Genomic DNA, 22266 nt, shown 5'->3' with positions numbered 1-22266 from the left:
CATGACCTACCTCTCCCGCATCCGCATCAATCCTCTGCGCGCCGCCAGCCGAACCCTGCTGGCCAACCCCCGGGCTCTGCACGCGGCCGTGATGGGCGGTCTGCCCGACCACACGGACGACGAGCGAGTCCTCTGGCGCCTCGACCCGGACAACCCTCACCGGCCGTACCTCTTCGTCCTGACCCGCTCCCGCCCCGACTGGACCCACGTCGTCGAGCAAGTCGGCTGGCCGGACGCCGACGGCGAGCACGCCGCCGTACGCGACTACGCCCCCGTACTCGCCCAACTCGCCGTCGGCCGCGAGTTCGCCTTCCGGCTGACCGCCAGCCCCGTCCAGAACACCCGGACACCCACCAAGCCCACGCGGACGCAAGCCGAACGCCTTGCGGCCCACGCCGAAGCGGGCAACAAACGCCCCCGCAGCTTCCGCCTCGGACACCGCACCGCCTCCGCCCAGCTCGCCTGGATCCTCAGCCAGGCCCCCCGTCGCGGGTTCGACATCCCCGCGGTGCACTTGGAGGCCGCCGCCACCGGCCCCCAGCCACGCCCCCCAGCCACCGCCCCCGACACTGCGAAGCCGCGCCGTTCCCGCCCGGACACCAACCCGCCTTTCGAGGTCCGCATCACCGCACGCCACCGGCACTCCTTCCGCAAGCACGAGAAGGGGCACACCGTGGTCTTCCACAGCGCCACCTTCGAAGGGCGCCTCCGCATCACCGACACCCAGCTCTTCCGTTCCAGCCTGCTCGCCGGCATCGGCCCCTCGAAGGCCTACGGCTGCGGTCTTCTCACCCTCGCACCGCTGCCCGAGGCGAGGGGCTGAAGGGATGGCCGACATCTGGTGGAAAGCTGACCCCCACGACCTGCACCGCCTTGTCGACCGCGTTTCCAGCGTCTACGTCGAGCGCAGCCACCTCGACCGGGACGACAACGCCGTCGTCGTCATCAACAGACGCGAAACTGTCCGCATCCCCGCAGCCATGATCGCCGTCGTCCTCCTCGGGCCCGGAACCCGCGTGACCCATGGCGCCATCCGCCTGCTGGCCGACTCCGGCACCGCGATCTGCTGGGTCGGTGAGCAAGGCGTCCGCATGTACGCAGCGGGCCTCGGCCCCAGCCGCAGCGCCGGCCTGCTCCACCGGCAGGCCTGGCTCGTCACCCGGCCCAAGGAACGCCTGGCCGTCGCCCGCGCCATGTACGCCATGCGCTTTCCCGGCGAGGACGTCTCCAAGGCGACCATGCAGCAGCTCCGCGGCCGGGAGGGCACCCGCTTCAAGCGGCTCTATCAGGAGCACTCCCGCCGTACCGGAGTGCCCTGGAACGGTCGCGTCTACAAGACCGGCGACGCCTTCGCCGCCGGCGACGACGTCAACCGCCTCTTCTCCGCCGCCAACACCGCCCTGTACGGCATCTGCCACGCCGTCGTCGTCGGCCTCGGCGCCAGCCCCGGCCTCGGCTTCGTCCACACCGGCTCCGCCATCTCGTTCAACTTGGACATAGCCGATCTCTACAAAGGCGAATACACCCTCCCCCTCGCCTTCGATCTCGCCGCCCAAGGGCTCACCGACGAACGTGACGCCCGCGTGGCCCTGCGCGACCGGATCGTCGAGACCAAACTCCTCGGCCGCATCGTCAGCGACATCAAGACGCTCCTCAACCCACCCGACACCGACTTCGACACCCCCGAGACCAGCGCCCTGTGGGACGAACGCACCGGCACCGTCGCCGCCGGAGTCAACTGGTCGTCGAGCGAGCTTTCGGCGGTCATCTCCGCCGGACCATCGTCACCGACGGCCGGCACGGAATCGTTCTCGGCCGCCACCATGGGCGAACAGCACATCGCCGTCATCGGTCCCGAACCCGACACCACCGCGCCGGCCCCGGAGCAGCCGTCATGACCGTCATCGTCCTGATCGCAGCTCCAGAAGGCCTCCGCGGCCACCTCACCCGGTGGATGGTCGAAGTGAACGCGGGCGTCTTCGTCGGCAACCCAAGCCGCCGCATCCGGGACCGCCTCTGGGAACTGCTGGCCGCCCGCATCGGCGACGGTCAGGCCGTCCTCGTCGAACCGGCCGCCAACGAGCAGGGCTGGGCCGTCCGAACAGCCGGCCGCGACCGCTGGCGCCCCGTCGACTATGAGGGGCTGATCCTGTCCGCGCGAAACCGGCGTTGAGGGATGGGGCGCCCTCACTCGATGGGGTGACGGCAATCCATCCCGCCTCGCGGGGAGGGAGGTGGACATGTGGCGGAGCGCGCCGTACGCCTGGTGGGTCGGAATACCCCCGCGGGTGCGGGGCCGACGTGATCGTGAAGGCCAGGCCCGCGAACAGTCGGGGAACACCTCGCGGGTGTGGGGGTGACGCGAAGATCGCCTCACGGTCACGGCGGGCACCGGGAACACCCCCGCGGGTGCGGGGCCGACAGCACGGGTGCCCCCTGGTGTTCGGGTGGGTCGGGAACATCCCCGCAGGTGCGGGGCCGACGGCGACTACGCCTACTACGCCGACATCGTCCACGGAACATCCCCGCGGGTGTGGGGCCGACGCCTGTGCGGAAGCCCTGACCAGGCAGCGCACGGAACATCCCCGCGGGTGCGGGGCCGACCAAGCCCCGGAGACCCCGGACGGTCCCCGGGGCGGAACATCCCCGCGGGTGCGGGGCCGACCCTCGGGAGGAGGAGCGCGATGGGCAGCGCACCGCCGCGGGTGCGGGGCCGACCGCCTGGGCGACGTCGAGCGGGTACCAGGCCTCGGAACACCCCCGCGGGTGCGGGGCCGACCGGGGGCCTTCGCCGTGTGAGCGCCGGCCAGGAGGAACACTCCCGCGGGTGCGGGGCCGACTCGGGGCGGGGGAATCGCATCATCGGCTGCTCCGGAACACCCCCGCGGGTGCGGGGCCGACAGCCCCAAACGCTCGCGGTTGTGCCAGGCGAACGGAACACCCCCGCGGGTGCGGGGTCGACATGCGTGCCCCGGCGGCCCTTGCTGTCCGTTGCGGAACACCCCCGCGGGTGCGGGGCCGACCAGGCGGGTGTCACCGGCGAGGCGGGGCAGCGGGGAATACCCCCGCGGGTGCGGGGCCGACCTCGACGCTCACCTCGTCGAGACCGGCGCCCAGGGAACACCCCCGCGAGTGCGGGGCCGACAGCGCGTACTTCTCGAGGAGCCGGTCGACGTCCGGAACACCCCCGCGGGTGCGGGGCCGACTCGGCGCCCGGCACCGGATCTCACCCAAGGCTCGGAACACCCCCGCGGGTGCGGGGCCGACTGTTTGTGGGCGCACTGATGGCACTGCTGGCCAGGAACACCCCCGCGGGTGCGGGGCCGACTCGCGGCCCCGGCCGGCGAGGAACGCGAGGCGGGGAACACCCCCGCGGGTGCGGGGCCGACGGCAACGGCAGCCCGAGCTGGGACTGCTCCGGCGGAACACCCCCGCGGGTGCGGGGCCGACGTCAACGAGGGCTCCACCGCCGCGAACGGTGGCGGAACACCCCCGCGGGTGCGGGGCCGACTGTCTCGAAGCGGGCATCCTGACGCAGAGGCACGGAACACCCCCGCGGGTGCGGGGCCGACTCCAGCCTCAAGGGCAGCGAGGGCTTCGAGCGGGGAACACCCCCGCGGGTGCGGGGTCGACGCCCACATGGCGATCTGCGCGCGGAGTTCGATCGGAACACCCCCGCGGGTGCGGGGCCGACACGTCGGGCAGCACGACGTGGGTGGAGCTGCGGGGAACACCCCCGCGGGTGCGGGGCCGACGTTCGGGCTCAACCCCGGAGGGGGGTTCTCAGGGGAACACCCCCGCGGGTGCGGGGCCGACAAGAGCACCACGCAGCACGTACAGGCGAGCATGGGAACACCCCCGCGGGTGCGGGGCCGACGTCGTCAGCGCAACCGAGTCGCACAACATCAGCGGAACACCCCCGCGGGTGCGGGGCCGACTCCGTCGGCAGGGAGATCGAGGTGCGCGATACCGGAACACCCCCGCGGGTGCGGGGCCGACAAGGAGGTCCAGCAGACCGTCCAGAACCGCCTGGGAACACCCCCGCGGGTGCGGGGCCGACACGTGCCGCAGTGAACCACGGGGCCAGTAGTCCGGAACACCCCCGCGGGTGCGGGGCCGACCCGGCGCTGATGAGGTAGTGGATGCCGCGGCCCGGAACACCCCCGCGGGTGCGGGGCCGACACAGCCTCATGGTCGAGCGGACGAAGGAAGGACGGAACACCCCCGCGGGTGCGGGGCCGACATGCGGCCCGCGTACGGCGCCCAGGCCGCGGTCGGAACACCCCCGCGGGTGCGGGGCCGACCGCGCCAGCGGGGATCACGGCCCGCCCCTCCAAGGAACACCCCCGCGGGTGCGGGGCCGACCGTGCTGCGACGGATGAACATCAACGTGCTCCGGGAACACCCCCGCGGGTGCGGGGCCGACCCGGTCCCGAAGTGGATCCGTGCGCGGTAGAAGGGAACACCCCCGCGGGTGCGGGGCCGACCTCCCCAGCGCGGCGAGCGGAGAGCGCCGCCCCGGAACACCCCCGCGGGTGCGGGGCCGACGCGCGCGGCCCTATGCACACCTGGTATCAGCACAGGAACACCCCCGCGGGTGCGGGGCCGACAGCAAGGTGCGCACCTACAAGGCCGCGCCTGTGGGAACACCCCCGCGGGTGCGGGGCCGACGGGGTAAGAGTGCTCGCTCGCAAGATGCCGCGAGGAACACCCCCGCGGGTGCGGGGCCGACATGGCTCGGGCCTTCAGCATGGCGGCCGGGTACGGAACACCCCCGCGGGTGCGGGGCCGACTACTCGCTGCGCATCTACCAGGGCCGCCTGTGGGGAACACCCCCGCGGGTGCGGGGCCGACGCTTGCTGAGCTGCGGCTCTAGTTGAGTGGACGCTCGGTTTCAATCACCTGCATCTTGCCCATCAGGTCCGTCCAGCATGTCTCAAGGCTGCGCAGTGGCCCCGCTGTAATGCTCGGGGTCGGTCGTCGTCGGGGCCGACGCGCCGTTGGTTCGTGATTGAGGCAAGCGACACGCAACCGGTGCTTTGTGGCCTGCATCGTACGCCCGCGCGTTGCCGGGCTGTCTCTGTACGGGGCGGCTACCTGGGGCGAGTTGGGGGTCAGGTGCATGCGCCGGAGTCAACTCCCTGGTGAGCGGAGTCCTTTGACAGCGCGGAGAGCCCGCGCAGGGGGCGGAGTGAGGAGATCCGGGTTTTTGCCCGAAGGTTCAATATTTATCTGTACGATGTGACAATCTTCGGCGAAAAGGGATCTTGACTGGGCGCGCGGGGGAGCGTCGGGGGGCCAGGGCACGGGGGCGCGTCGGCGCTGGGTGCCGTCCTCCTCGTCCCCCCTCGTCCGGGGACCACATGGGAGGGGGACGCCCACGTGAACATGATGCTCGCCCGGCTCGGCGAGGGGGACCCGCGCACTCTGGGCGGTTACACCGTGCTCGCCGTCATCGGGCAGGACGGCATGGGCCGCGTCTACTTGGGGGAGAAGGCCGCCGGGGCGCCGCCCGTGGCGATCAAGACCGTACGGCCCGGGCTCCAGGACGAGCCCGAGTACCGGACGCGGTTCGCCCGGGAGGCGCAGGCGTGCCGGCGGCTGGCGGGGGCCGGGACACCGCGCTACCGCGGCGCCGACCCGGACGGCCAACCGCCCTGGCTCGCCGTCGACTACGTGCACGCCCCGCCCCTGAGCGTGCTCGTCCGCGAGGCGGGGCCCTTACCCCCGCCCGGGGCGATGTCGCTGGTCCGCGAACTGGCGCGCATCCTGCCCCGGGTGCACCGCCTCGGCATGGTCCACCGCGACCTGAAACCGGGCAACGTCCTGGTGGCCCGGCAGGGGCCCGTCATCATCGACTTCGGCCTCCTGCTCGACCTGGCCAGCCCCACCGATCCGCTCGACACCCCGCGCCGCGGCACCCCCGGGTACGCCGCCCCCGAGCACGGTGCCGCCAAGCCCGTCGGGGAGGCGGCCGACGTCTACGCCCTCGGCGCCATCCTCGCCTTCGCCCTGCGCGGCGCCCTTCCCGTCGACGGCACGAGCGTCCGGCGCAGACCCGACGGGCGCCCCGACATCGCCGGGCTCTCCACCGAGGCGTACGACCTCGTGGCCGACTGCATGGCCCTCGACCCCGCCGACCGGCCCGCCCCCGCCGAGGTCGTCGCCCGCGCCGACGCCCTGTCCCGGGGCGCCACGCCCGGCACCGCCCGCCCCGGCGCCTTCACCTGGCTGCCGCCCGCCGCCCAGGACGTCCTCCGCGCGTACGAGGAGATCCGCCTGCCCGAGGCACGGCCCGCCGACCACCCGGCCGCCGTTCCCACCGTCCCGCTCCCGCGCCCCGCCGCCCCGGCGACGACCAGGATCATGCCGCCCTCCGGCGGCGCGCGGCCCGCCGCCCGGCAGCCCGCCACCCGGCACGCGATCCCCGCCCGCTGGACCGCCCTCCTGCCCGGCCGCACCTACTACGCCGCGCCCGTCCTCCACCATGGCCTCGTCACGGTCGCCGCGCTCGACGGCACCGTCCGCGCCTTCGACGCCCGCACCGGTGACGTCGCCTGGTCACGGAAGCTGGGCGGACGGGTGGAGTGCGCGCCCGCCGCCGCCGGGGACATGCTCGTGGTATCCCGCGCCGACCGCTGGGTCTGCGCCCTGGACGCCGCCACCGGCGAGGAACGGTGGCGGCGCCCCACCGGCAACACGGCACCCTCCACACCCGCCGTCGCGGACGGCCTGGTCCTCCTCGGCGACCGGGAAGGGCTCGTCCGCGCCCTCGACGCCGAGGGCGGGGACCTCCAGTGGACCGCCCGTACCGGCGACCGCGCCGTCTACGGCGCACCCGCCGTCGCCGGCGGCCGCGTCTTCGCCGCCTCCTGGGACGGCTGCCTCTACGCCCTCGACGCCCACGACGGCACCCGCGTGTGGGAGGCCCAGACGGGCGGGGAGATCCACGGCGGACCGGTCGTCACCGGCGGCACCGTCCACGTCGGCAGCCGCGCCCGGTGCGTCTGCTCCTACCGCTGCGCGGACGGCCGGCCGGAGCGGACCACCGGCACCTACGGCCCGGTCCGCGCCCGTCCCGTCGCGTACGGGAACGAACTCTGGGCCGGCTGCGTCCGCGGCGGCGTCTACGGACTGGACCTCACCCGCGACGGCGCCGTCCGCCGCCTCGCGCTCGGCTCGGCGATCGGCTCCGAGCTGGCGGTCGACCAGCACAGCGTGTACGCCGGGGCCGCCGACGGCAAGGTGTACCGGCTGCGCCGCGACGGAGGCCCGGCCCGTTCCTGGTACGACGCGGGCGCACCCGTCGAGGCGGGGCTCCGGACCGCGGACGGCCTCCTCTACGTCGTCGGCACGGACTGCCGCCTGCACGCCGTCGACCTGGGCGCCGACCCCACCCAGCTCCTCGCCCCGGAGCGGGCCCGGTGACCCGCGCCCGCCGGGCCCGCGTCCGGCCGCGCATCCGGCTCGGGCTCCGGTTCCGGTTCCGGTTCCGGCGAAGCCCGGGCGGCGGGACGGCGGCGACCGAACCCGTCGTGTCCCTCGCCGCCCGGGCCAGGCGCGGACCGCACCTGTGGGCGGACGAGGTCGGCCGCACCTGGCTCGCCCTCGACCCGGACCGGGACCGGCCGGTCGCCTACCTCACCGCCCCGCACGCCCACTGGCGGACGACCGGCCAGGACGACGAGGCCCTCACCCGGGCCGTGCGGATCGCCCGGGAACCGGTGGTCGAGGGCACCCTGCCCTGGCTCGCCCGCGTCGAGGACGGCCCCTTCGCCGGCTGGCTGGTGGCGGAGTACCGCGAGGGGCGGCCCCTGCCGGGCGTCCTGGCGGGCCGTTCCGTACCGCTGCCCGTGGCGCTCCTGACGGCCCGCCGGGTCGCCTCCGCCCTGTCCGCCCTGCACCAGGCCGGCCGCCACCACGGCGGCTTCGGGACGGTGTCCGTCCTGTGCACACCGGACGGGCCCCTGGTCACCGGCCACTCCCTGCTGGCCCACCTCGACCGGGCCCGCCGCCCGGGCCCGGCCGACGTCCACGCCTTCGGGCAACTCCTGCGGACGCTCTTCCCGCACCACCTGCCCGGCCGGGAGGGGCGCCTGCTGCGGCGGCTGATCCGCCGGTGCTGCCGGAGGCACGCGGTCCTGCGCCCGTCCATGGCACGGGTGTCCCGGCGCCTGTCCACCGTCTTCTACGGGCTCAACCTCACGGACGGCACGGCACGTGAGGCGTACGCGCTGTTCGTGGCCTCCGCACCCGCCGTCGGCGTCGTCCCGGCACCCCCGCCCCGGACCAGTGCCAGCACCAGTACCAGTGCCAGTACGAGTACGCGTACGGAAGCGCCCGCCGGCGCCGCCCCCTCCGCCGCGTCCCCGGCCGCCGAACCCCTGGACCACGCCTACGACTCCGGCCCGCCGGACCCCGCCCCGGAACCGGAACCCGCGCGACCGCCTCAACCGGAACCCCAACCGGAACCAGAACCGGAGCCGGAACCCCAAAGAGAACCCGAACCCGAACTCGCCACCCCGCGCGGTGACCACGACGACGATCCGCCCGCCGAACCGGCGCGCGAGCCCGTGCGGGAGGCGGCGCACGCCGCCCCGGACGACGGCCATGTCGCCCGGGCGACCGTCCCCCTGTACGCCGCGCCCGTCGCGTACACCAGCACCGGTGACGAGAACGACGAGAGCCCGGACCTGTCCGGCGGGCGGGACGAGGGGCACGGTGCCCCACCGCCTCCCTGGACGCCCTGGACGCGGGCCCTCGGCTTCCTGCCGGAGGCCGCCCCCGCCGGCGACGGCGACCTCCTGTTCGTCGCCGGGACCGACGGCGAACGCGGCGCGGTGGCCGCCGTCGGCCTCCACGACGGCGAGGTCCGCTGGCAGCACGGCACCGACGCCCCCTGCCGCGTCCGGCCGTTGCGGGCCGGGGGAAGGGTGATCGTCGCGGACGACCACGGCACGGTGTACGGCCTCGACGCGGCCACCGGGCAGGTGACCGGGGTGTCCACGCTGGACGACCGGCCCGCCGGGGACCCAGTGTTCGCCTGGTCGGCCGTGTGGCTCGGCGGCGTCTCCGGCCGGCTGCACGTCCTGCGGGGCGGCCCCACCCGCTCCGAACCGCTGCGGCTGCCGGGCACCGCCGACGCGCTGACCGCGACCCCGGCCGTGCACCCCGAAGGCGCCCTGTGCCTGGCGACGTACACCGGTCTGGTCTGCCTCGCGCCCGACGGCCATGTGTGCTGGACCCGGCCGGACCTCTCCGACACGGGCGGCCTCGACCCCGTCTGGGACGGCGACGACCTGCTCGGAGTCGCGGCCCACGGGCTGCTGTTCCGCCTGAGCGGCGACGGACGGATGGTGTGGCGCGCCGAGTTGCCCGACCGGCCCACCGCCGGCCCCCTGGTCGTCGGCGGAACGGTCGTCGTCGTGACCGCCGACGGCACCGCCCACGGGGCCGACGCGCGGAGCGGCGCGCCACGCTGGCGGGCCCCCACGGGCTCGCCGCCGGCCGGGCGGCCCGCCGCCGGGGGCGACGGCACCGTCCTGCTCGCCGGCCGCGACCGGTGGCTGCGCTGCCTCGACGTCCGCGACGGCACGGCGCGCTGGTCCGCCCGTACCGGCGGACGGGCCTGCCGGGGCGGACCGTACCCCTGGGGCGACCGCGTCCACATGGGCGCTTCCGACTGTCACCTGTACGCCATCGACGCCCGTGACGGCACCACCGGCGGCAGCGGAGCACTCCACGTCCACCCGCTGATCGACGACAAGTTCGCTGCCGCGCTGCGGACGCCCTAGCCCCGCCGGACGGCCGCACCCGCCGGCCGGCCCACTCCCAGCCCCACCCGTTCCGGTGTGCGCGCCCTGCCCGGGCCGCCACCGCCTCCACCTCACACCCAGGGGGACACCATGCCGTACGAGCGGAAGATCAAGCGGAACCAGCGGACCTATGTCGTCATCCTCATCGACCAGTCGGGATCGATGGAGACCCCGATGGCCGCCACCGGCCGCGCCAAGAGCGAGGAGGTCACCGACGCGCTCAACCGGCTGCTGCTGGAGCTGATCAGGGCGGCGGCCCCCACCGGACGGGACGTCAAGGACTACTACGACGTCTCGATCTTCGGCTACAACCACACCGTACGGTCGCTCTTCGGCGGCAAGCTCGCCGGCCGGGACAGCGTCAGCGTCGGCGAGCTGCACGCCGCCCCGGCCGCCATGCGCCAGCGCGAGATCGTCACCACCGACGCCGACGGCACCGAACACCGGGCCACCGTGCACGACCCCGTGTGGGTCACGGCCTCCGCCGCCGGCAAGACCAGCATGGCCGCGGCCTTCGCCCACGCCCTGCCGCTGCTGGAGGAGTGGGTGGAGGAGAACCCGACCAGCTTCCCGCCGATCGTGATCAACCTGACCGACGGCATCCCCACCGACGAGGGGCTGCACGAGACGGTGCAGCGCATCCGCTCGCTCTCCACCGCCGACGGCCAGGTGCTGGTTTTCAACCTCCATGTGTCGGCCGACTCCAGGGACACCTGCCGGTTCCCCGTCGCCCCGGACGGTCTGCCGCCCGAGGGCCAGCTCCTCTACAGCATCTCCAGCGTGCTGCCGGACGTCCTGCGCGAACAGGCGCAAGGGCTGCGGATGGACGCCCCGCACGGATGCCGGGGCCTGGTCTTCAACGGGAACGTCGTGGACATCACCAAGGTGCTGCGGATCGGCACGCTCGCGTGAGCGTCACCATCACCGGCGGCCGGATGCAGAAGGAGGGGGACGCGATGACGGAGTGCGCGGACGCCTGGTACCACCTCGTCCAAGGGGGCCCGGTCGGGCAGGAGTTGTGCGCCGGCCGGGCCGGCGACGACGTGACCGTACGGTGTGCGGTCGCCGACGGGGCCACACTGAGCGCCCTGCCGGAACCGTGGGCGCGGACCCTGGTACGGGAGTTGTGCGCCCTGCCGGTCCGGACCCTGGCCGACCCGGAGACCCTGCACGCGGCCCTGCGGATGCTCAGCGACGGCTGGCCGGCCGCCCTGCGGTCGTACGTCACCGGGCTCGGCCGCCCCCTGGACTGGCTGGAGCCGCACGCCCTCCAGCACGGACCGGCCGCCGCCTTCGTGGCCGTCGGCGTCCTCCCCGTACCGGGCGGGCGGCGGTGGCTGGCCGCGGCGGTGGGCGACTGCTGCCTGTTCCACACGCGCGGGGACCAGCTGGTCGCCGCGTTCCCGCTGGACCTCCCGGAGCGGTTCGGGCACAGCCCCGACCTGGTGCGCGGCCTGGACTGCCTCGGCCCCGGGGGCCTCTCGGTGATCCGTACGGCGACCGGGTGGATCCGCGCCGGCGACACACTGCTGCTCGCCAGTGACGCCCTCGCCAAGTGGGCGCTGGTGCAGCACACCGGGGGCCGCCCGGGCTGGCGGACCCTCACCGAGGTGGCGGTCGCCTGCGCGGAGCCCGGCCCGTACGAGGAAACGCCACCCGGCCGGTACGAGGACGAGGCCCCCGGCCGGTACGGGGACGAGGCCCCCGGCCCGGCCGCCGAGGGGCAGCCCGGCTCGTACGCCGACGAGGCCCCCGGCCCGCACGCCCAAGGGACACCCGGTTCGTACGGCGAGGACGCCTCCGGCTCGTACGGCGAGGACGCTTCCGGGCCCTATGGCGAAGACGCATCCGGTGCGGCGGGCGGTCCGCCGGGGGACGCGGGGGCGCTGCGGGCCTTCGTCGGCGGGCTCCGGGAGACCGGGGCCATCGAGGACGACGACGTGACCCTCGTCGCCGTGCGGTTCCTGGACGACGGGTGGACGAGCACCCGTCCCGGCCGGAGGGCGGACGTCCATGCCCGGCCGTGAGCGGGAGGCGGCCGACCCGCCGAGCCTGACCGACTACATGATGGCGGTGCAGCACCCGCGGCTGTGCTTCCCCGACGACGAGACCCTCGCCGCCTCCACCACCGTGCTGGACACCCTGGGCCCGGTGACCGGCAGCGGCGTCTTCGGCTGCGTCTTCCGCCTGACCTCCGAGGACGGCGCCCTCACCTGGGCGGTGAAGTGCTTCACCAGCCACTCGGACACCCGAGCCGAACGCTATCGCACGGTGTGCGCCGCGCTGGCGGAGCTGGACCCCGCCGAGGAACGCTGGCTGGTCCCCATGGAGTTCGCGCCCGAGGGCGTGCTGGTGGACGGCCGCCGCTGGCCCATGGTCAAGATGCCGTGGCTCACGGCCGTACCGCTCCTGGACTGGATCGAGCGCCGCAAGGAGTCCCCGGCCGCCCTGCGCGCGGTGGCCGCCGACTTCACCCTGGTCGTACGGCGCCTGGAGGAGCGGCGGATCGCACACGGCGACCTCCAGCACGGCAACATCCTGATCTCCGCACCCCGGCGGGTGCGGCTGATCGACTACGACGCCATGTACGTCCCCGCCCTCGCCGGTACGGCCAGGCCCGAGCGCGGGCACCGCAACTACCAGCGCCCGCGGCCCGTCCCGTACGGCCCGCTGGCCGACCGCTTCCCGGCCCGGGTGATCCAGCTCGGCCTGCTCGGGCTCGCCGCCGACGCGGAGCTGTGGGACCTGCTGCGCGAGGACGACGACCGGCTGCTGCTCGGCCAGGAGGACTTCGAGGCACCCGGCGACTCGGAGGCGCTCGCCGCGCTCGCGGACAGCCCGGACCCGCAGGTACGGGCCATCACGGCGCAGCTCGTGGCGGATCTGCGGTCCACCGCCGACGCGCCGCCCCCGCTGGCGGACGTGGTCATGGACCCGGTGCTCCGGCCGGCCGGGCCCCGCCGGACGGCACGGCCCAAGCCGTCCGCAGCCGACGCCTCAGCTTCCGCCTCCGCTTCCGCTTCTGCCTCGGGTTCCGCTTCCGCGTCGACGTCCGCGCCCGCGTCCGGGGCGGCTTCGGGAGCGCAGCCGGGCACGGAGCCCCGGCCTACCTCGGCACCCGCCCCGGAGCCGGCAGCGCAACCCGCGCCGGAGCCCGCGTCGGGCCCCGCCCCGGGGACCGGTTCCGAGCGGAAGCCGGACCCCGGGCCCCGCACCTCGCACCCCCCTGGCCGCCGCAGGTTCAGGGAGCCGGTGGTGCTGGTCTGCTCCTTCGTCCTGGTGCTGATCTTGTGCCTGCTCGGCTTCCTCCTCGTCGTCGCTCCGCCGTGGTCGCCGCTCCGCTGAGGCGCGGGGCGGGGCGGGGCGGAGCTCAGGCCACGACGTCCCGCGGCGGCTTGCCCGCGAGGTGGTCGGCGACGTTCTGGACGGCCGCCAGGGCGATGCGGACCAGCGTCTCCCGGGTGACGCCCGCCGCGTGCGGGGACAGGACGACGTTCGGCGCGGAGAGCAACCGCAGGGACGGCGGGGGCGGTTCGGGGTCGAAGACGTCGATGCCGGCGCCCGCGAGGGCGCCGGCGGCCAGCGCGTCCGCCAGGGCGTCCTGGTCGATCAGCGCGCCCCGGGCGGTGTTCACGACGAACGCCGTGGGCTTGAGCAGCGCCAGGCGCTCGGCGTCCAGGAGGTGACGGGTGTCCTCGGTGAGCGGGGCGTGCAGGGTGACGTAGTCGGAGGCGCGCAGCAGCTCCTCCAGCGGGACGTACCGGGCGCCGCCCAGGGCGGCCTCCGTCTCCGGCGAGGCCCGCCGGCGGCCGGTGTACAGCACCGCCATGTCGAACGCGACCGCCCGGCGGGCGACTTCCGTCCCGATGTGGCCGAGGCCCACCACGCCGAGCGTCTTGCCGGACAGCTCGGTGAGCGACTGCTGAAGGCGCGGCAGCGCCCACTCGCCGGCGGCCAGTGCGGTGTGCGCGGGCACCAGTTGCTTGGCGAGCGCCAGCATCAGCGCGAACGTCTGCTCGGCCACGTTCTGCCGCTCCGCACCGCTGGACCCGATCGTGCACACCGGGATGCCCCGTGCCCGGGCGGCGTCCACGTCGACGTAGTCGTGCCCGTGGCTGGCGCACTGGACCAGTTCCAGCCTCGGCGCGGCGGCGATGTGGGCGGCGGTGACGGGTCCGAGGCCGGTGACGACGACGTGCGCCTCGCGCAGCGCCGCCGGGTCCTCGTCGGCCGACTCGACGACGGTGACCCGGGCCTCGGGCGGGAAGACCGTGGCCAGGGCGGCGCCGGCGTCCCGTCCGCCCACATGGGGAGGGATGACGGCGAGGACGTTCCTCGGCTCCGGGACGTTCTCCGGGCCGGGGAGGTTCTGCGGGCGGGGGACGTCCTCCGGGCCGGGTACGGGTTCCGGGCCGGGGACGGCTGCCGGGCCGGGGAGGTTCTCCGGGCCGTGAACGGGTTCCGGGGTGGTGGGGGCGGTCATGCGGACTCCTCGATCAGGTCGTCGGGGCCGGCCGTGCCGGGCGTGGAGTGGCCGGACAGGGCCAGGGTCAGGTCGAGTTCGGCGAGCAGGCAGCGGATGACGTGCTCGACGCCCGCCTGTCCGTCGAGGCCGAGCCCGTACGCGTACGGACGGCCCACCAGCACCGACTTCGCGCCGAGCGCCAGCGCCTTGAAGATGTCGTCGCCCGTGCGGATGCCGCTGTCGAAGAGCACCGTCAGCCGGTCGCCCGCCGCCGCGGCCACCCGGGGGAGGGCGTCGGCGGCGGCGACCGCGCCCGCCACCTGCCGGCCCCCGTGGTTGGACACCACCACGCCGTCCACGCCCGCCTCGGCGGCCAGCAGGGCGTCCTGCGGGTGGAGGACGCCCTTCAGCACGAGCGGACCGTCCCAGTGCTCCCGCAGGAACGCCAGGTCGGGCCAGGTCTTGGCCGGGTCGGCGAACATCCCCACGAAGTGCGCCACCGCCGCGTTGGGGTCCTCGTGCACGGGCTTGGCCAGCCCCGCCCGGAACGCCGGGTCCGTGAAGTAGTTGGCGGTGCCCACCCCGTGCAGGAAGGGCAGGTACGCCTGGTCCAGGTCGCGCGGCCGCCACGCCAGCAGCGGTGTGTCCAGCGTGACGAGCAGGGCGGTGTACCCGGCGGCCCTGGCCCGCTCCAGGAACGAGCGGGTGACCTCCCGGTCCTTCGCCCAGTACAGCTGGAACCACCGCTCGCCGTCGCCCATCGCCTCGGCGACCTGCTCCCTGGGCGTGCTGGACGCCGACGACAGCACGAACGGCACGCCCTGGGCGGCGGCGGCCCGCGCGGCGGCCGGCTCCGCGTCCGGGTGCATGATCGACAGCACGCCCACCGGCGCCAGGGCGAGCGGTGCCGGCAGGGTCCGGCCCAGCACCTCGACCGTCAGGTCGCGCGCGTGGACGTCCCTCAGCATGCGCGGCACGATCCGCCGCCGCTCCAGCGCCGCCCGGTTGGCGGCGGCCGTACTCCCGCTGCCCGCCGCCCCCGCGACGTACCCGACCGGCCCGGGGCCGAGGCGCCGCTCGGTCAGCTCCTCCAGCCGGGTCAGGTCCGTGGGCAGCCGCGGTACGGCGCCGTTCATCCCGTTCAGATAGATCTCGTACTGGAAGTCCGCCCAGTGCTTCGCCATGTCTCCTGCGTCCCGTCCCCAGGTCGTCGAGATGGTGCGTCCCCCGGATCCTCGCCACCCGGGAGCCCCGCGTCCACCCCCGCGTCCACCCCCGCAACGTCGCTCCCACAACGTCCATGGCGTCACAGTCGCCGCCCCCGCCTTGTGCAGAGCGGCACACGACCGGGGCCGTCCGCGCCCCTAGCCTCACCGGAACACACAACGAGGGGTGGTACCGGTGAACTGGCTGATCCACGACTACCGCGAGAGCGATCTCGCCGCCGTCGTCCACTTGATCGACACCACGGCCGAACTCGGGCAGGAGTCGGTGTTCTCGCTCGCCGAGTGCATCGGCGCGCTGACCTCCCGCCAGCCCGCCGTCGTCGCGGTCCACCAGGGCGCGCCCATCGGCGCGGCGCTCGCGTGCGTGGCGGGGGAGCGGGCCTGGGTGATGCGCATCGCCATCGCCCCGGCCTGGCGCGGCAGGGGGCTCGCCAGCGCCCTGCTGGTCGAGCTGGAGCGGCGTCTCGTCGCCGCCCGGGTGGGGCGCATCGCCTATGTGCTGCCCGAGGAGGAACTGGTCGGCGAGGGCCTGCTCAACGCCGGCTACACCCGGCAGCCCGCCGTCGCCTACTTCGAGAAGGTCGAGCCGCTGCACGGCCCGGCCGCCAACCTCCTGGAGGACCTCGGCGGCAGCTTCCTGCCGGGCGACCTGTGGGGCAAGGTCGCCGGCATGGAGGCGGAGAAGGACCTGATCGAGCGGCGTGTCGTCCTGCCGCTCGCCCAGCCCGAGCGGGCCGCCCGGCACGGGGTCCGCCCGCCGCGCGCCATCACCCTGTTCGGCCCGCCCGGCACCGGCAAGACCACCTTCGCCCGGGGTATCGCCTCCCGGCTGGGCTGGCCGTTCGTGGAGCTGCTGCCGTCCCGGCTGGCCGACGAGGGCAACCTCGCGGCGGCGCTGCGCGGCGCGTTCGCCCGGATCTCGGAGCTGGAGCGGGTGCTGGTCTTCATCGACGAGGTCGAGGAGATCGCCCCCGTACGCGCGGAACCCGCCCAGCCCGGCGGGATGCACGGGGTCACCAACGAGCTGCTGAAGCTGATACCGCGCTTCCGGGAGGGCGACGAACGCCTGCTGGTGTGCGCGACCAACTCGATCCGCTCGCTCGACCCCGCCTTCCTGCGGCCCGGCCGGTTCGACTACCTCATCCCGATCGGTACGCCGGACAAGGCGGCCCGCGCCGCGATCTGGTCCCGCTACACCGACGGCCGCCCCGACGTGGACGTGGACGTGCTGGTCGCGGCCAGCGACCTGTTCACGCCGGCCGACATCGAGCACGCGGCCCGGATCGCCGCCCAGGCCGCCTTCGAACGGGACCTGGGCGACCAGGACCGGGCGCGGACGCCCGGCGCGAGCACGGAGGACTATCTGGAGGCCGTCGCCCAGTGCCGGCCGACCGTGTCCCCGGCGATGATCGAGCAGTTCGGCGCGGACATCACGGCCCACGCCAGGTTCTGACGTCCCGCCTATGCGGTACGGCGGTAGGTGGCGCCGTCCCGGGTACGGGTCAGCATGCCGCCGACGACCAGGTACCGGCGCAGCGCCGAGCAGTCGTCGTGCACCGTGCGGAGGGCCTCGTTCACCTCGGGCTCGGTGTAAGAACGGCCCGGCTCGAACAGCGTCTCGGCGAGGTGCGTGAGCAACTGCTCGCGGCGGGCGGGCTTGCGGGGGACGGCGGTCAGCCGCCCGTGGGAGAACAGGGCGGCCACGTCGCGCGCGCCGCCCGTACGGGTCTCGGACATGACGGGAAGCCTGCCGCGAACCGCCCGGGCGGGCAACGCAATTACCGGCCCGGGGCCCCAGCCGTCCCGGGAGCGTCGTCCGTACCGGGGACCCCGGCCGTACCGGCGGCCGGGGCGGCGGGGGCGGCCAGGGCCGCCGCATGTGTCCCCCAGTGGTGGGCGCCGCCGGGGCTCGTGACTGCCGTCGCGGCGGCCGGCCCGGCGGCGCGGGGCTACATGATCTCCTGGCCGGACCCCGGCAACCAGTGCTTCCCGGGGCCCGCCAGGACGAAGTCGTAGGCGGCCCGCGCCGAGAACGCCGGCTGACCGCCGCGCACCAGGAGGCCGGCGGCCAGGAAGGCCGGGTCGTCGGTCGTGGCGGGGACGTACGGGACGGCGACGCAGCGCATCCCGGCCGCTGCCGCCGCCGCTGCCCCGGGCGGGGCGTCCTCCAGGACGACGCAGTGCTCCGGCTCGATGCCCAGGCGGCGAGCCGCCTCCAGGAAGACGTCGGGCGCCGGCTTGCCGCGCTCGACCTCCTCCGCCGACACCAGGGTCGTGAGGTACGCGTCCAGCCCCGTACCGGCGAGCACGGCCTCGATGGCGGCCCGGGACGAACCGGACGCGACGGCCATCGGCACGCCCTCGGCGTGCAGCAGCTCCACGAACGCCCGCATCTCGGGGAAGACCTCGGTCGCCGCGCCCGCCAGCTCCAGATAGTGCCGGTTCTTGCCGGCCAGCAGCTCGTCGAGCGGCACGTTCAGCCCGTACTCCTCCTTCAGGGCCGCAAGGGTCTCGCGCGTCCCGATCCCGATGAAGTCGGTGTGCCGCTCCCAGCCGAAGTCCCGGACGCCGTACTGCTCCAGGAGCCGGCGCCCCGCCTCGTAGTAGTTCGGCTCGCTGTCCACCAGCGTGCCGTCGAGATCGAAGATGACCGCGTGGGAGGTGCTCATGCCCCCAGCATGCCGTCCGGCCCGCGCGCCCCCGGAACCACCCCCGGCCGCCAGAACTGCCCCCGGAACCCGCCGCCGCCCCCGGCCGCCGGAACCCACCCCCGGGTCCCGGTCCTACTCCGGTCTCAGCCCCGGTGGGGGCCGGCCGCCCGGCCCACGGCCTCCACCAGCGGCAGCAGCCGGTGCGGCACCCGCTCGCGCAGGGCCATCTCCGTCCGCGTACGGACCACGCCCGGCAGCTGGATCAGTCGCTGGATGACGTCCTCCAGGTGGCCGTTGTCCCGCGCCACCACCCGGGTGAGCAGATCCCCGCCGCCGGTGATCGAGAACGCCTCCACGATCTCGGGGATCGCCGCCAGCGCGTCCCCCACCTCGTCCAGGTGCCCCTGCGTCACCTCGATGTGGACGAAGGCGAGCACCGGGTGCCCGAGCGCGGCGGGGGAGAGGAACGGCCCCGTGCCGGTGATCACGCCGTCCCGCTCCAGCCGGTCGAGCCGCGCCTGGAGGGTGCCGCGCGCGATGCCGAGGATCCGCGCGTACTCGCGCACACTGGTGCGCGGCTGCTCGATCAGCAAGCGCAGGATCCGGGTGTCCAGCTCGTCCACTGCCACGGTTCCACGGCCCCCTCCTGGTACGGCGGTACGGCAGTCGCCGAGATCACCGTACCAATGGCCCACCACAGCCTCGGGCGCCTCTTTGCGGCCGACGGGCTCCACACCGGCCCATTGGCCTCCTCCTGCCCAGCGCACCCCGCCCGCTACTGGGCCAATGGCACAGTTGTCAAGGGCCGAGTTGAGCCAACGGGCCGGAAAGTGTTGTCATGGGGGTGTCGATGGCGCTGCGGATCCCGCGGCGCCTTTTTTATGGGCGTTTCATGGGCGGCTCATGGGCGGTTCATGGGCGCGTGCCGGAGCAGCGGCACCGACGAGGTCCGAAGGGGCGGGAGACTGTGCTGAAGAGGGTGTTCGTGGCTCCGGATCCCGGGCGGGTGCGCCTGCGCAGCGCCGTCCGGGCCGTCCTCGGCATCAGCCTGGCCGTGGCGGTCTGCGGGCTCGCCGGGCATTCCCTCACCGCGGCCATCACCGGCGGTCTCGCCGCGCTCCTCGCGCTCTTCACCGTCACGGACGCCACCGTGCGCGGGCAGATGGTGACCACCGCGCTGCTGCCCGTCGCCGGCTTCCCCGTGCTCGCCCTCGCCGCCGTCCTGCACGACCACCCCGCCGCCCGCGACGCCGCCTTCCTCGCGGTCATGGGAGCCGGCGTGTACGCGCGCCGCTGGGGGCCGCGCGGCCACTCCCTCGGGGTGTTCGCGTTCATGACCTTCTTCGTGACGCAGTTCCTCCACACGCTGCCCGGCCAGCTCCCCGAGCTGTACGCGGCGGTCGCCCTGTCCCTCCTCTGCTCCTCCGCCGTCCGCTTCGGGCTGTGGAGCTACGAACGGCGGCTCCCCCCGCCCGCCGCGCCCGCGTCCCCCATCGAGGGGCGCGGCCTGGCCCGTACGACCACCCGGCAGGCCGTCCAGGCGACGATCGGCGGCGCGGTCGCGCTGGTGATCGGCCAGGCGCTGTCCGGCGAGCGCTGGTACTGGGCCGTCGGCGCCACCTGGTGGATCTTCGTCAACACCACCTCGCGGGGCGAGACGCTCGTCCGGGGCTTCCGCCGCGTCCTCGGCACCCTCATCGGCATCGCCGCCGGGCTGGTCCTCGTCGTCCCGATGGCCGGCGCCCCGGTGCCCACGGCCGTCCTGGTCGCCGTCTGCGTGTTCGGCATCTTCTACACGGCCGCCGTCTCCTACACCTGGATGATGCTCGCCGTGACCCTGATGGCCGGGGCGCTGTACGGGCTCCTCGGCGTGCTGGACCACGCCCTGCTCGCGCTGCGGGCGCTGGAGACCGGGGCCGGGGCGCTCGGCGCCGTCCTGGCTGTGCTCCTGGTCCTGCCGGTCACCACCCACGCGACCACCGACGCCTGGGTCCAGCGCGCCCTGCGCTGTGTGCACACCTGCACCGCGGAGGCCGCCGCGCGTCTCTCCGGCACCCCCGGCGCCGACCCGTCCCTGCACGTCGCCGAGCTGGAGGTGCTCCTCGGCCGGGTACGCCTCTCCCTGGCGCCGCTCGTCCACCCGCTGAGTCCGCTGCGCGCCCGCAAGGCCCGTGCCCGGCAGGTGCTGGCGCTGCTCGACGCGTGTGCGCGTGAGGTACGCGGCCTGGCCTCGATCGCGGCCGACCCCGAGGCGTCCCACGACGCCCGGCTGGCGGCGGCGTGCTGGCGGGTGGAGGAGGCCGTCGAGGCGCTCACCACCCCGGAGCAGGCCCGCCGCGCCCGGACCGCGCCTCTGTCCGTCGAGGCCCCTCACGCCCCCGAGGCCGTGACGCCCGAGGCCGTGACGCCCGAGGCCGTGACGCCCGAGGCCGTCGCGCCCGCGCCGCTGGAAGCCCCGGTCGTCATCCCCGCCGCCCTGGAGGCACCGCCCGCCCCCGCCGCGCTGCCCGCTCCGGCCCCGGTCCGCGCCCTCGACGCCCCGCCGCCGGCGCGTGTCGCCGTCCCGCACACGGTGGCCGCCACCGCCGCCACGGCGGCCGTCATGGCGGTGCACGCCGCCGAACCGGCCCTCGCCCACCTCCACAGCCTGGAGCGCGCCCTCACCGAACTGGCCGCGCCCCTGCGCACCGCACCCCGCCGGACCCGCCAGCCCGCGATGCCGTGACGCCGCAATGCCGTAACGCCGCAATGCCGTAACGCCGCGATGCCGTAACGCCGCGATGCCGTAAAGGCCCACCACAAGAGCCCCTCACTTGGTCTAGACCTGCTAGCGTCGGCCGCGCACCGACGACGGCGGGCCGAGAGGGGCAGCAGGGTGGCGGACCAGGCAGGGCGGCGGTACGGCGACGACCAGGGGGCGGCGGGCCGGGGCGGAGCCGGGGCGCCGCGCCCGCGCCGCGCCTTCATCGGCTCGTACACCTCGAACGGCGGGCGCGGGGTCACCGTGGCCGCCGTCGACCCGCGTACCGGCGAACCGGTCGTGACGGGCGCCTCGGACGCGGTGACCGACCCGTCCTTCCTGGCCCTCGCGCCGGGCGGCGACGTCCTGTACGCGGTCAGCGAGACCGAGGAGGGCGCCGTCGCGGCCTTCGACGTCACCGGGCGTGTGCCCGTACCGCTCGGTCAGCCGGCCCCGGTGCGCGGCGCCCACCCGGCCCACCTCACGCTCGCCCACGGGCACGCGCTGACCGCCAACTACGGCTCCGGCAGCGTGAGCGCCCTGCCGCTGGGCCCGGACGGCGCGCCCCGCCCCGCCTCCGGAGTGCTGCGCCACCGGGGCGCGGGCCCCCACCCGGAACGGCAGGCCGGCCCGCACGCCCACCAGGTGGTGGCGGACCCCGCCGGGCGGTGGGTGCTCAGCGTGGACCTGGGCACCGACTCGGTACGGGTCGTGGGCCTGGACCCCGCGACCGGCGAGCTGACCCCGCACGGCGAGACCGCGCTGCGGGCGGGCAGCGGCCCCCGGCACCTCGCCTTCCACCCGGCGGGCGGCCACCTCTACGTCCTCGCCGAGCTGTCCCCCACGCTCACCGTCTGCCGCTGGGACGCGGAAACGGGCGGGCTCGTGCCCCTGGGCGAGACGCCCCTCCTGCCGAACGGCGCCGAGGGGCAGGCGTACCCCTCCGGGATCGTCGCCGCCCCCGACGGGCGCTTCCTCTACGCGGCGGTGCGCGGCGCGGACCTGATCACCGTCCTGGCGGTCGGCGACCCGGGGCGCGCCCGCGTGGTCGCCGCGGTGCCCTGCGGCGGGCGGTGGCCCCGTGACCTGGCCCTCGACCCCGAGGGCGGGCGCCTGTACGTGGCCAACGAGCGGTCCGGTGACGTCACCTGGTTCACCGTCGACCCCGAGACGGGCGTCCCGCTGCGGGAGGGCGCCATCGCCGCCCCGGCGGCCTCCTGCGTGATCCTCGACTGAGCGGCACGGCCCGCACGGGTCGCAAGGGACGGCCCGGACCGTACGAGCGCGGATCGGACCGTACGCGTCACAAGGGACGGACGGCCCGAACCGTACGAGCACGGTTCGGACCGTACGCACCGCAGAAGGGCCC

Annotated in this window: 16 protein-coding genes and 1 CRISPR repeat array; of the genes, 11 read left to right on the top strand and 5 right to left on the bottom strand. The window is 75.1% G+C overall.

Annotated features, from left to right (window positions below):
• Position 1: 1 nt before the first annotated feature.
• The 8 genes from cas6e to ACF08D_RS19390 all read left to right on the top strand — a co-directional run bounded on the left by cas6e (position 2) and on the right by ACF08D_RS19390 (position 13160).
• Positions 2-823: a type I-E CRISPR-associated protein Cas6/Cse3/CasE gene (cas6e, locus tag ACF08D_RS19425; protein ID WP_392224103.1), complete on the top strand. Its 822-nt coding sequence runs from the start codon at positions 2-4 to the stop codon at positions 821-823.
• A gap of 4 nt (positions 824-827) precedes the next feature.
• Positions 828-1898, top strand: a complete 1071-nt coding sequence (gene cas1e / locus ACF08D_RS19420; protein ID WP_392223939.1) for a type I-E CRISPR-associated endonuclease Cas1e — start codon at positions 828-830, stop codon at positions 1896-1898.
• Positions 1895-2173, top strand: coding sequence for a type I-E CRISPR-associated endoribonuclease Cas2e (cas2e, locus tag ACF08D_RS19415; protein WP_383444986.1), 279 nt, complete (start codon positions 1895-1897; stop codon positions 2171-2173). Before cas1e ends, cas2e begins: the two co-directional genes overlap by 4 nt.
• A 100-nt stretch (positions 2174-2273) precedes the next feature.
• Positions 2274-4854: a CRISPR direct-repeat array (repeat unit 28 nt; unit sequence GGAACACCCCCGCGGGTGCGGGGCCGAC).
• A 534-nt stretch (positions 4855-5388) separates the two neighbouring features.
• A complete protein-coding gene (locus tag ACF08D_RS19410) occupies positions 5389-7428 on the top strand; it encodes a PQQ-binding-like beta-propeller repeat protein (RefSeq protein WP_392224102.1) in 2040 nt (679 codons plus the stop codon).
• Between the two features lie 107 nt (positions 7429-7535).
• Positions 7536-9794, top strand: coding sequence for a PQQ-binding-like beta-propeller repeat protein (locus tag ACF08D_RS19405; protein ID WP_392223938.1), 2259 nt, complete (start codon positions 7536-7538; stop codon positions 9792-9794).
• Positions 9795-9905: 111 nt separating this feature from the next.
• Positions 9906-10727, top strand: a complete 822-nt coding sequence (locus ACF08D_RS19400; protein ID WP_392223937.1) for a vWA domain-containing protein — start codon at positions 9906-9908, stop codon at positions 10725-10727.
• Positions 10724-11842, top strand: coding sequence for a hypothetical protein (locus ACF08D_RS19395; protein WP_392223936.1), 1119 nt, complete (start codon positions 10724-10726; stop codon positions 11840-11842). The genes ACF08D_RS19400 and ACF08D_RS19395 overlap by 4 nt, the downstream gene beginning before the upstream one ends.
• On the top strand, positions 11829-13160 hold the full coding sequence (locus ACF08D_RS19390) for a hypothetical protein (RefSeq protein ID WP_392223935.1): 1332 nt from the start codon (positions 11829-11831) through the stop codon (positions 13158-13160). The genes ACF08D_RS19395 and ACF08D_RS19390 overlap by 14 nt, the downstream gene beginning before the upstream one ends.
• 25 nt (positions 13161-13185) lie before the next feature.
• On the opposite strand, the gene ACF08D_RS19385 is transcribed toward ACF08D_RS19390, so the two are convergent.
• Positions 13186-14298 carry a 2-hydroxyacid dehydrogenase gene (locus tag ACF08D_RS19385; RefSeq protein WP_392223934.1) on the bottom strand — a complete coding sequence of 371 codons (1113 nt, stop codon included), beginning with the start codon at positions 14296-14298 and terminating at the stop codon, positions 13186-13188.
• Positions 14295-15464 (bottom strand): lactate 2-monooxygenase, encoded by a 1170-nt coding sequence (locus ACF08D_RS19380; RefSeq protein WP_392223933.1) that lies wholly within the window; start codon positions 15462-15464, stop codon positions 14295-14297. Before ACF08D_RS19380 ends, ACF08D_RS19385 begins: the two co-directional genes overlap by 4 nt.
• 217 nt (positions 15465-15681) lie before the next feature.
• On the opposite strand from ACF08D_RS19380, the gene ACF08D_RS19375 reads away from it, so the two are divergent.
• Positions 15682-16959 (top strand): ATP-binding protein, encoded by a 1278-nt coding sequence (locus ACF08D_RS19375; protein ID WP_392223932.1) that lies wholly within the window; start codon positions 15682-15684, stop codon positions 16957-16959.
• An 8-nt stretch (positions 16960-16967) separates the two neighbouring features.
• On the opposite strand, the gene ACF08D_RS19370 is transcribed toward ACF08D_RS19375, so the two are convergent.
• The 3 genes from ACF08D_RS19370 to ACF08D_RS19360 form a co-directional block, all read right to left on the bottom strand.
• Positions 16968-17243 (bottom strand): DUF2087 domain-containing protein, encoded by a 276-nt coding sequence (locus ACF08D_RS19370; RefSeq protein WP_392223931.1) that lies wholly within the window; start codon positions 17241-17243, stop codon positions 16968-16970.
• A 212-nt stretch (positions 17244-17455) separates the two neighbouring features.
• The gene (locus tag ACF08D_RS19365) at positions 17456-18175 is read right to left on the bottom strand and encodes an HAD family hydrolase (RefSeq protein WP_392223930.1); all 720 of its coding nucleotides are present in this window, start codon (positions 18173-18175) and stop codon (positions 17456-17458) included.
• A 125-nt stretch (positions 18176-18300) separates the two neighbouring features.
• Entirely contained in the window at positions 18301-18786 is a 486-nt protein-coding gene (locus ACF08D_RS19360; protein WP_392223929.1) for an Lrp/AsnC family transcriptional regulator, read from the bottom strand.
• A 338-nt stretch (positions 18787-19124) separates the two neighbouring features.
• On the opposite strand from ACF08D_RS19360, the gene ACF08D_RS19355 reads away from it, so the two are divergent.
• Together ACF08D_RS19355 and ACF08D_RS19350 are read left to right on the top strand one after the other, a co-directional pair.
• Positions 19125-20882: an FUSC family protein gene (locus ACF08D_RS19355; RefSeq protein WP_392223928.1), complete on the top strand. Its 1758-nt coding sequence runs from the start codon at positions 19125-19127 to the stop codon at positions 20880-20882.
• Between the two features lie 240 nt (positions 20883-21122).
• Positions 21123-22133: a lactonase family protein gene (locus ACF08D_RS19350; RefSeq protein WP_392224101.1), complete on the top strand. Its 1011-nt coding sequence runs from the start codon at positions 21123-21125 to the stop codon at positions 22131-22133.
• The last annotated feature ends 133 nt before the right edge of the window (positions 22134-22266 follow it).

The sequence above is a fragment of the Streptomyces sp. NPDC015131 genome (assembly GCF_043079975.1).
Classification (GTDB): domain Bacteria; phylum Actinomycetota; class Actinomycetes; order Streptomycetales; family Streptomycetaceae; genus Streptomyces.
The sequence above is the reverse complement of the archived record's forward strand: the minus strand, read 5'-3'. Positions and strand labels throughout refer to the sequence as shown.

What these genes read in the sequence shown, in the direction of transcription:
- cas6e (WP_392224103.1), top strand. Translation starts at nt 2, where the DNA reads ATGACCTACCTCTCCCGCATCCGCATCAATCCTCTGCGCGCCGCCAGC.
- cas1e (WP_392223939.1), top strand. Translation starts at nt 828, where the DNA reads ATGGCCGACATCTGGTGGAAAGCTGACCCCCACGACCTGCACCGCCTT.
- cas2e (WP_383444986.1), top strand. Translation starts at nt 1,895, where the DNA reads ATGACCGTCATCGTCCTGATCGCAGCTCCAGAAGGCCTCCGCGGCCAC.
- ACF08D_RS19410 (WP_392224102.1), top strand. Translation starts at nt 5,389, where the DNA reads ATGATGCTCGCCCGGCTCGGCGAGGGGGACCCGCGCACTCTGGGCGGT.
- ACF08D_RS19400 (WP_392223937.1), top strand. Translation starts at nt 9,906, where the DNA reads ATGCCGTACGAGCGGAAGATCAAGCGGAACCAGCGGACCTATGTCGTC.
- ACF08D_RS19390 (WP_392223935.1), top strand. Translation starts at nt 11,829, where the DNA reads ATGCCCGGCCGTGAGCGGGAGGCGGCCGACCCGCCGAGCCTGACCGAC.
- ACF08D_RS19385 (WP_392223934.1), bottom strand. Translation starts at nt 14,298, where the DNA reads ATGACCGCCCCCACCACCCCGGAACCCGTTCACGGCCCGGAGAACCTC.
- ACF08D_RS19380 (WP_392223933.1), bottom strand. Translation starts at nt 15,464, where the DNA reads ATGGCGAAGCACTGGGCGGACTTCCAGTACGAGATCTATCTGAACGGG.
- ACF08D_RS19370 (WP_392223931.1), bottom strand. Translation starts at nt 17,243, where the DNA reads ATGTCCGAGACCCGTACGGGCGGCGCGCGCGACGTGGCCGCCCTGTTC.
- ACF08D_RS19365 (WP_392223930.1), bottom strand. Translation starts at nt 18,175, where the DNA reads ATGAGCACCTCCCACGCGGTCATCTTCGATCTCGACGGCACGCTGGTG.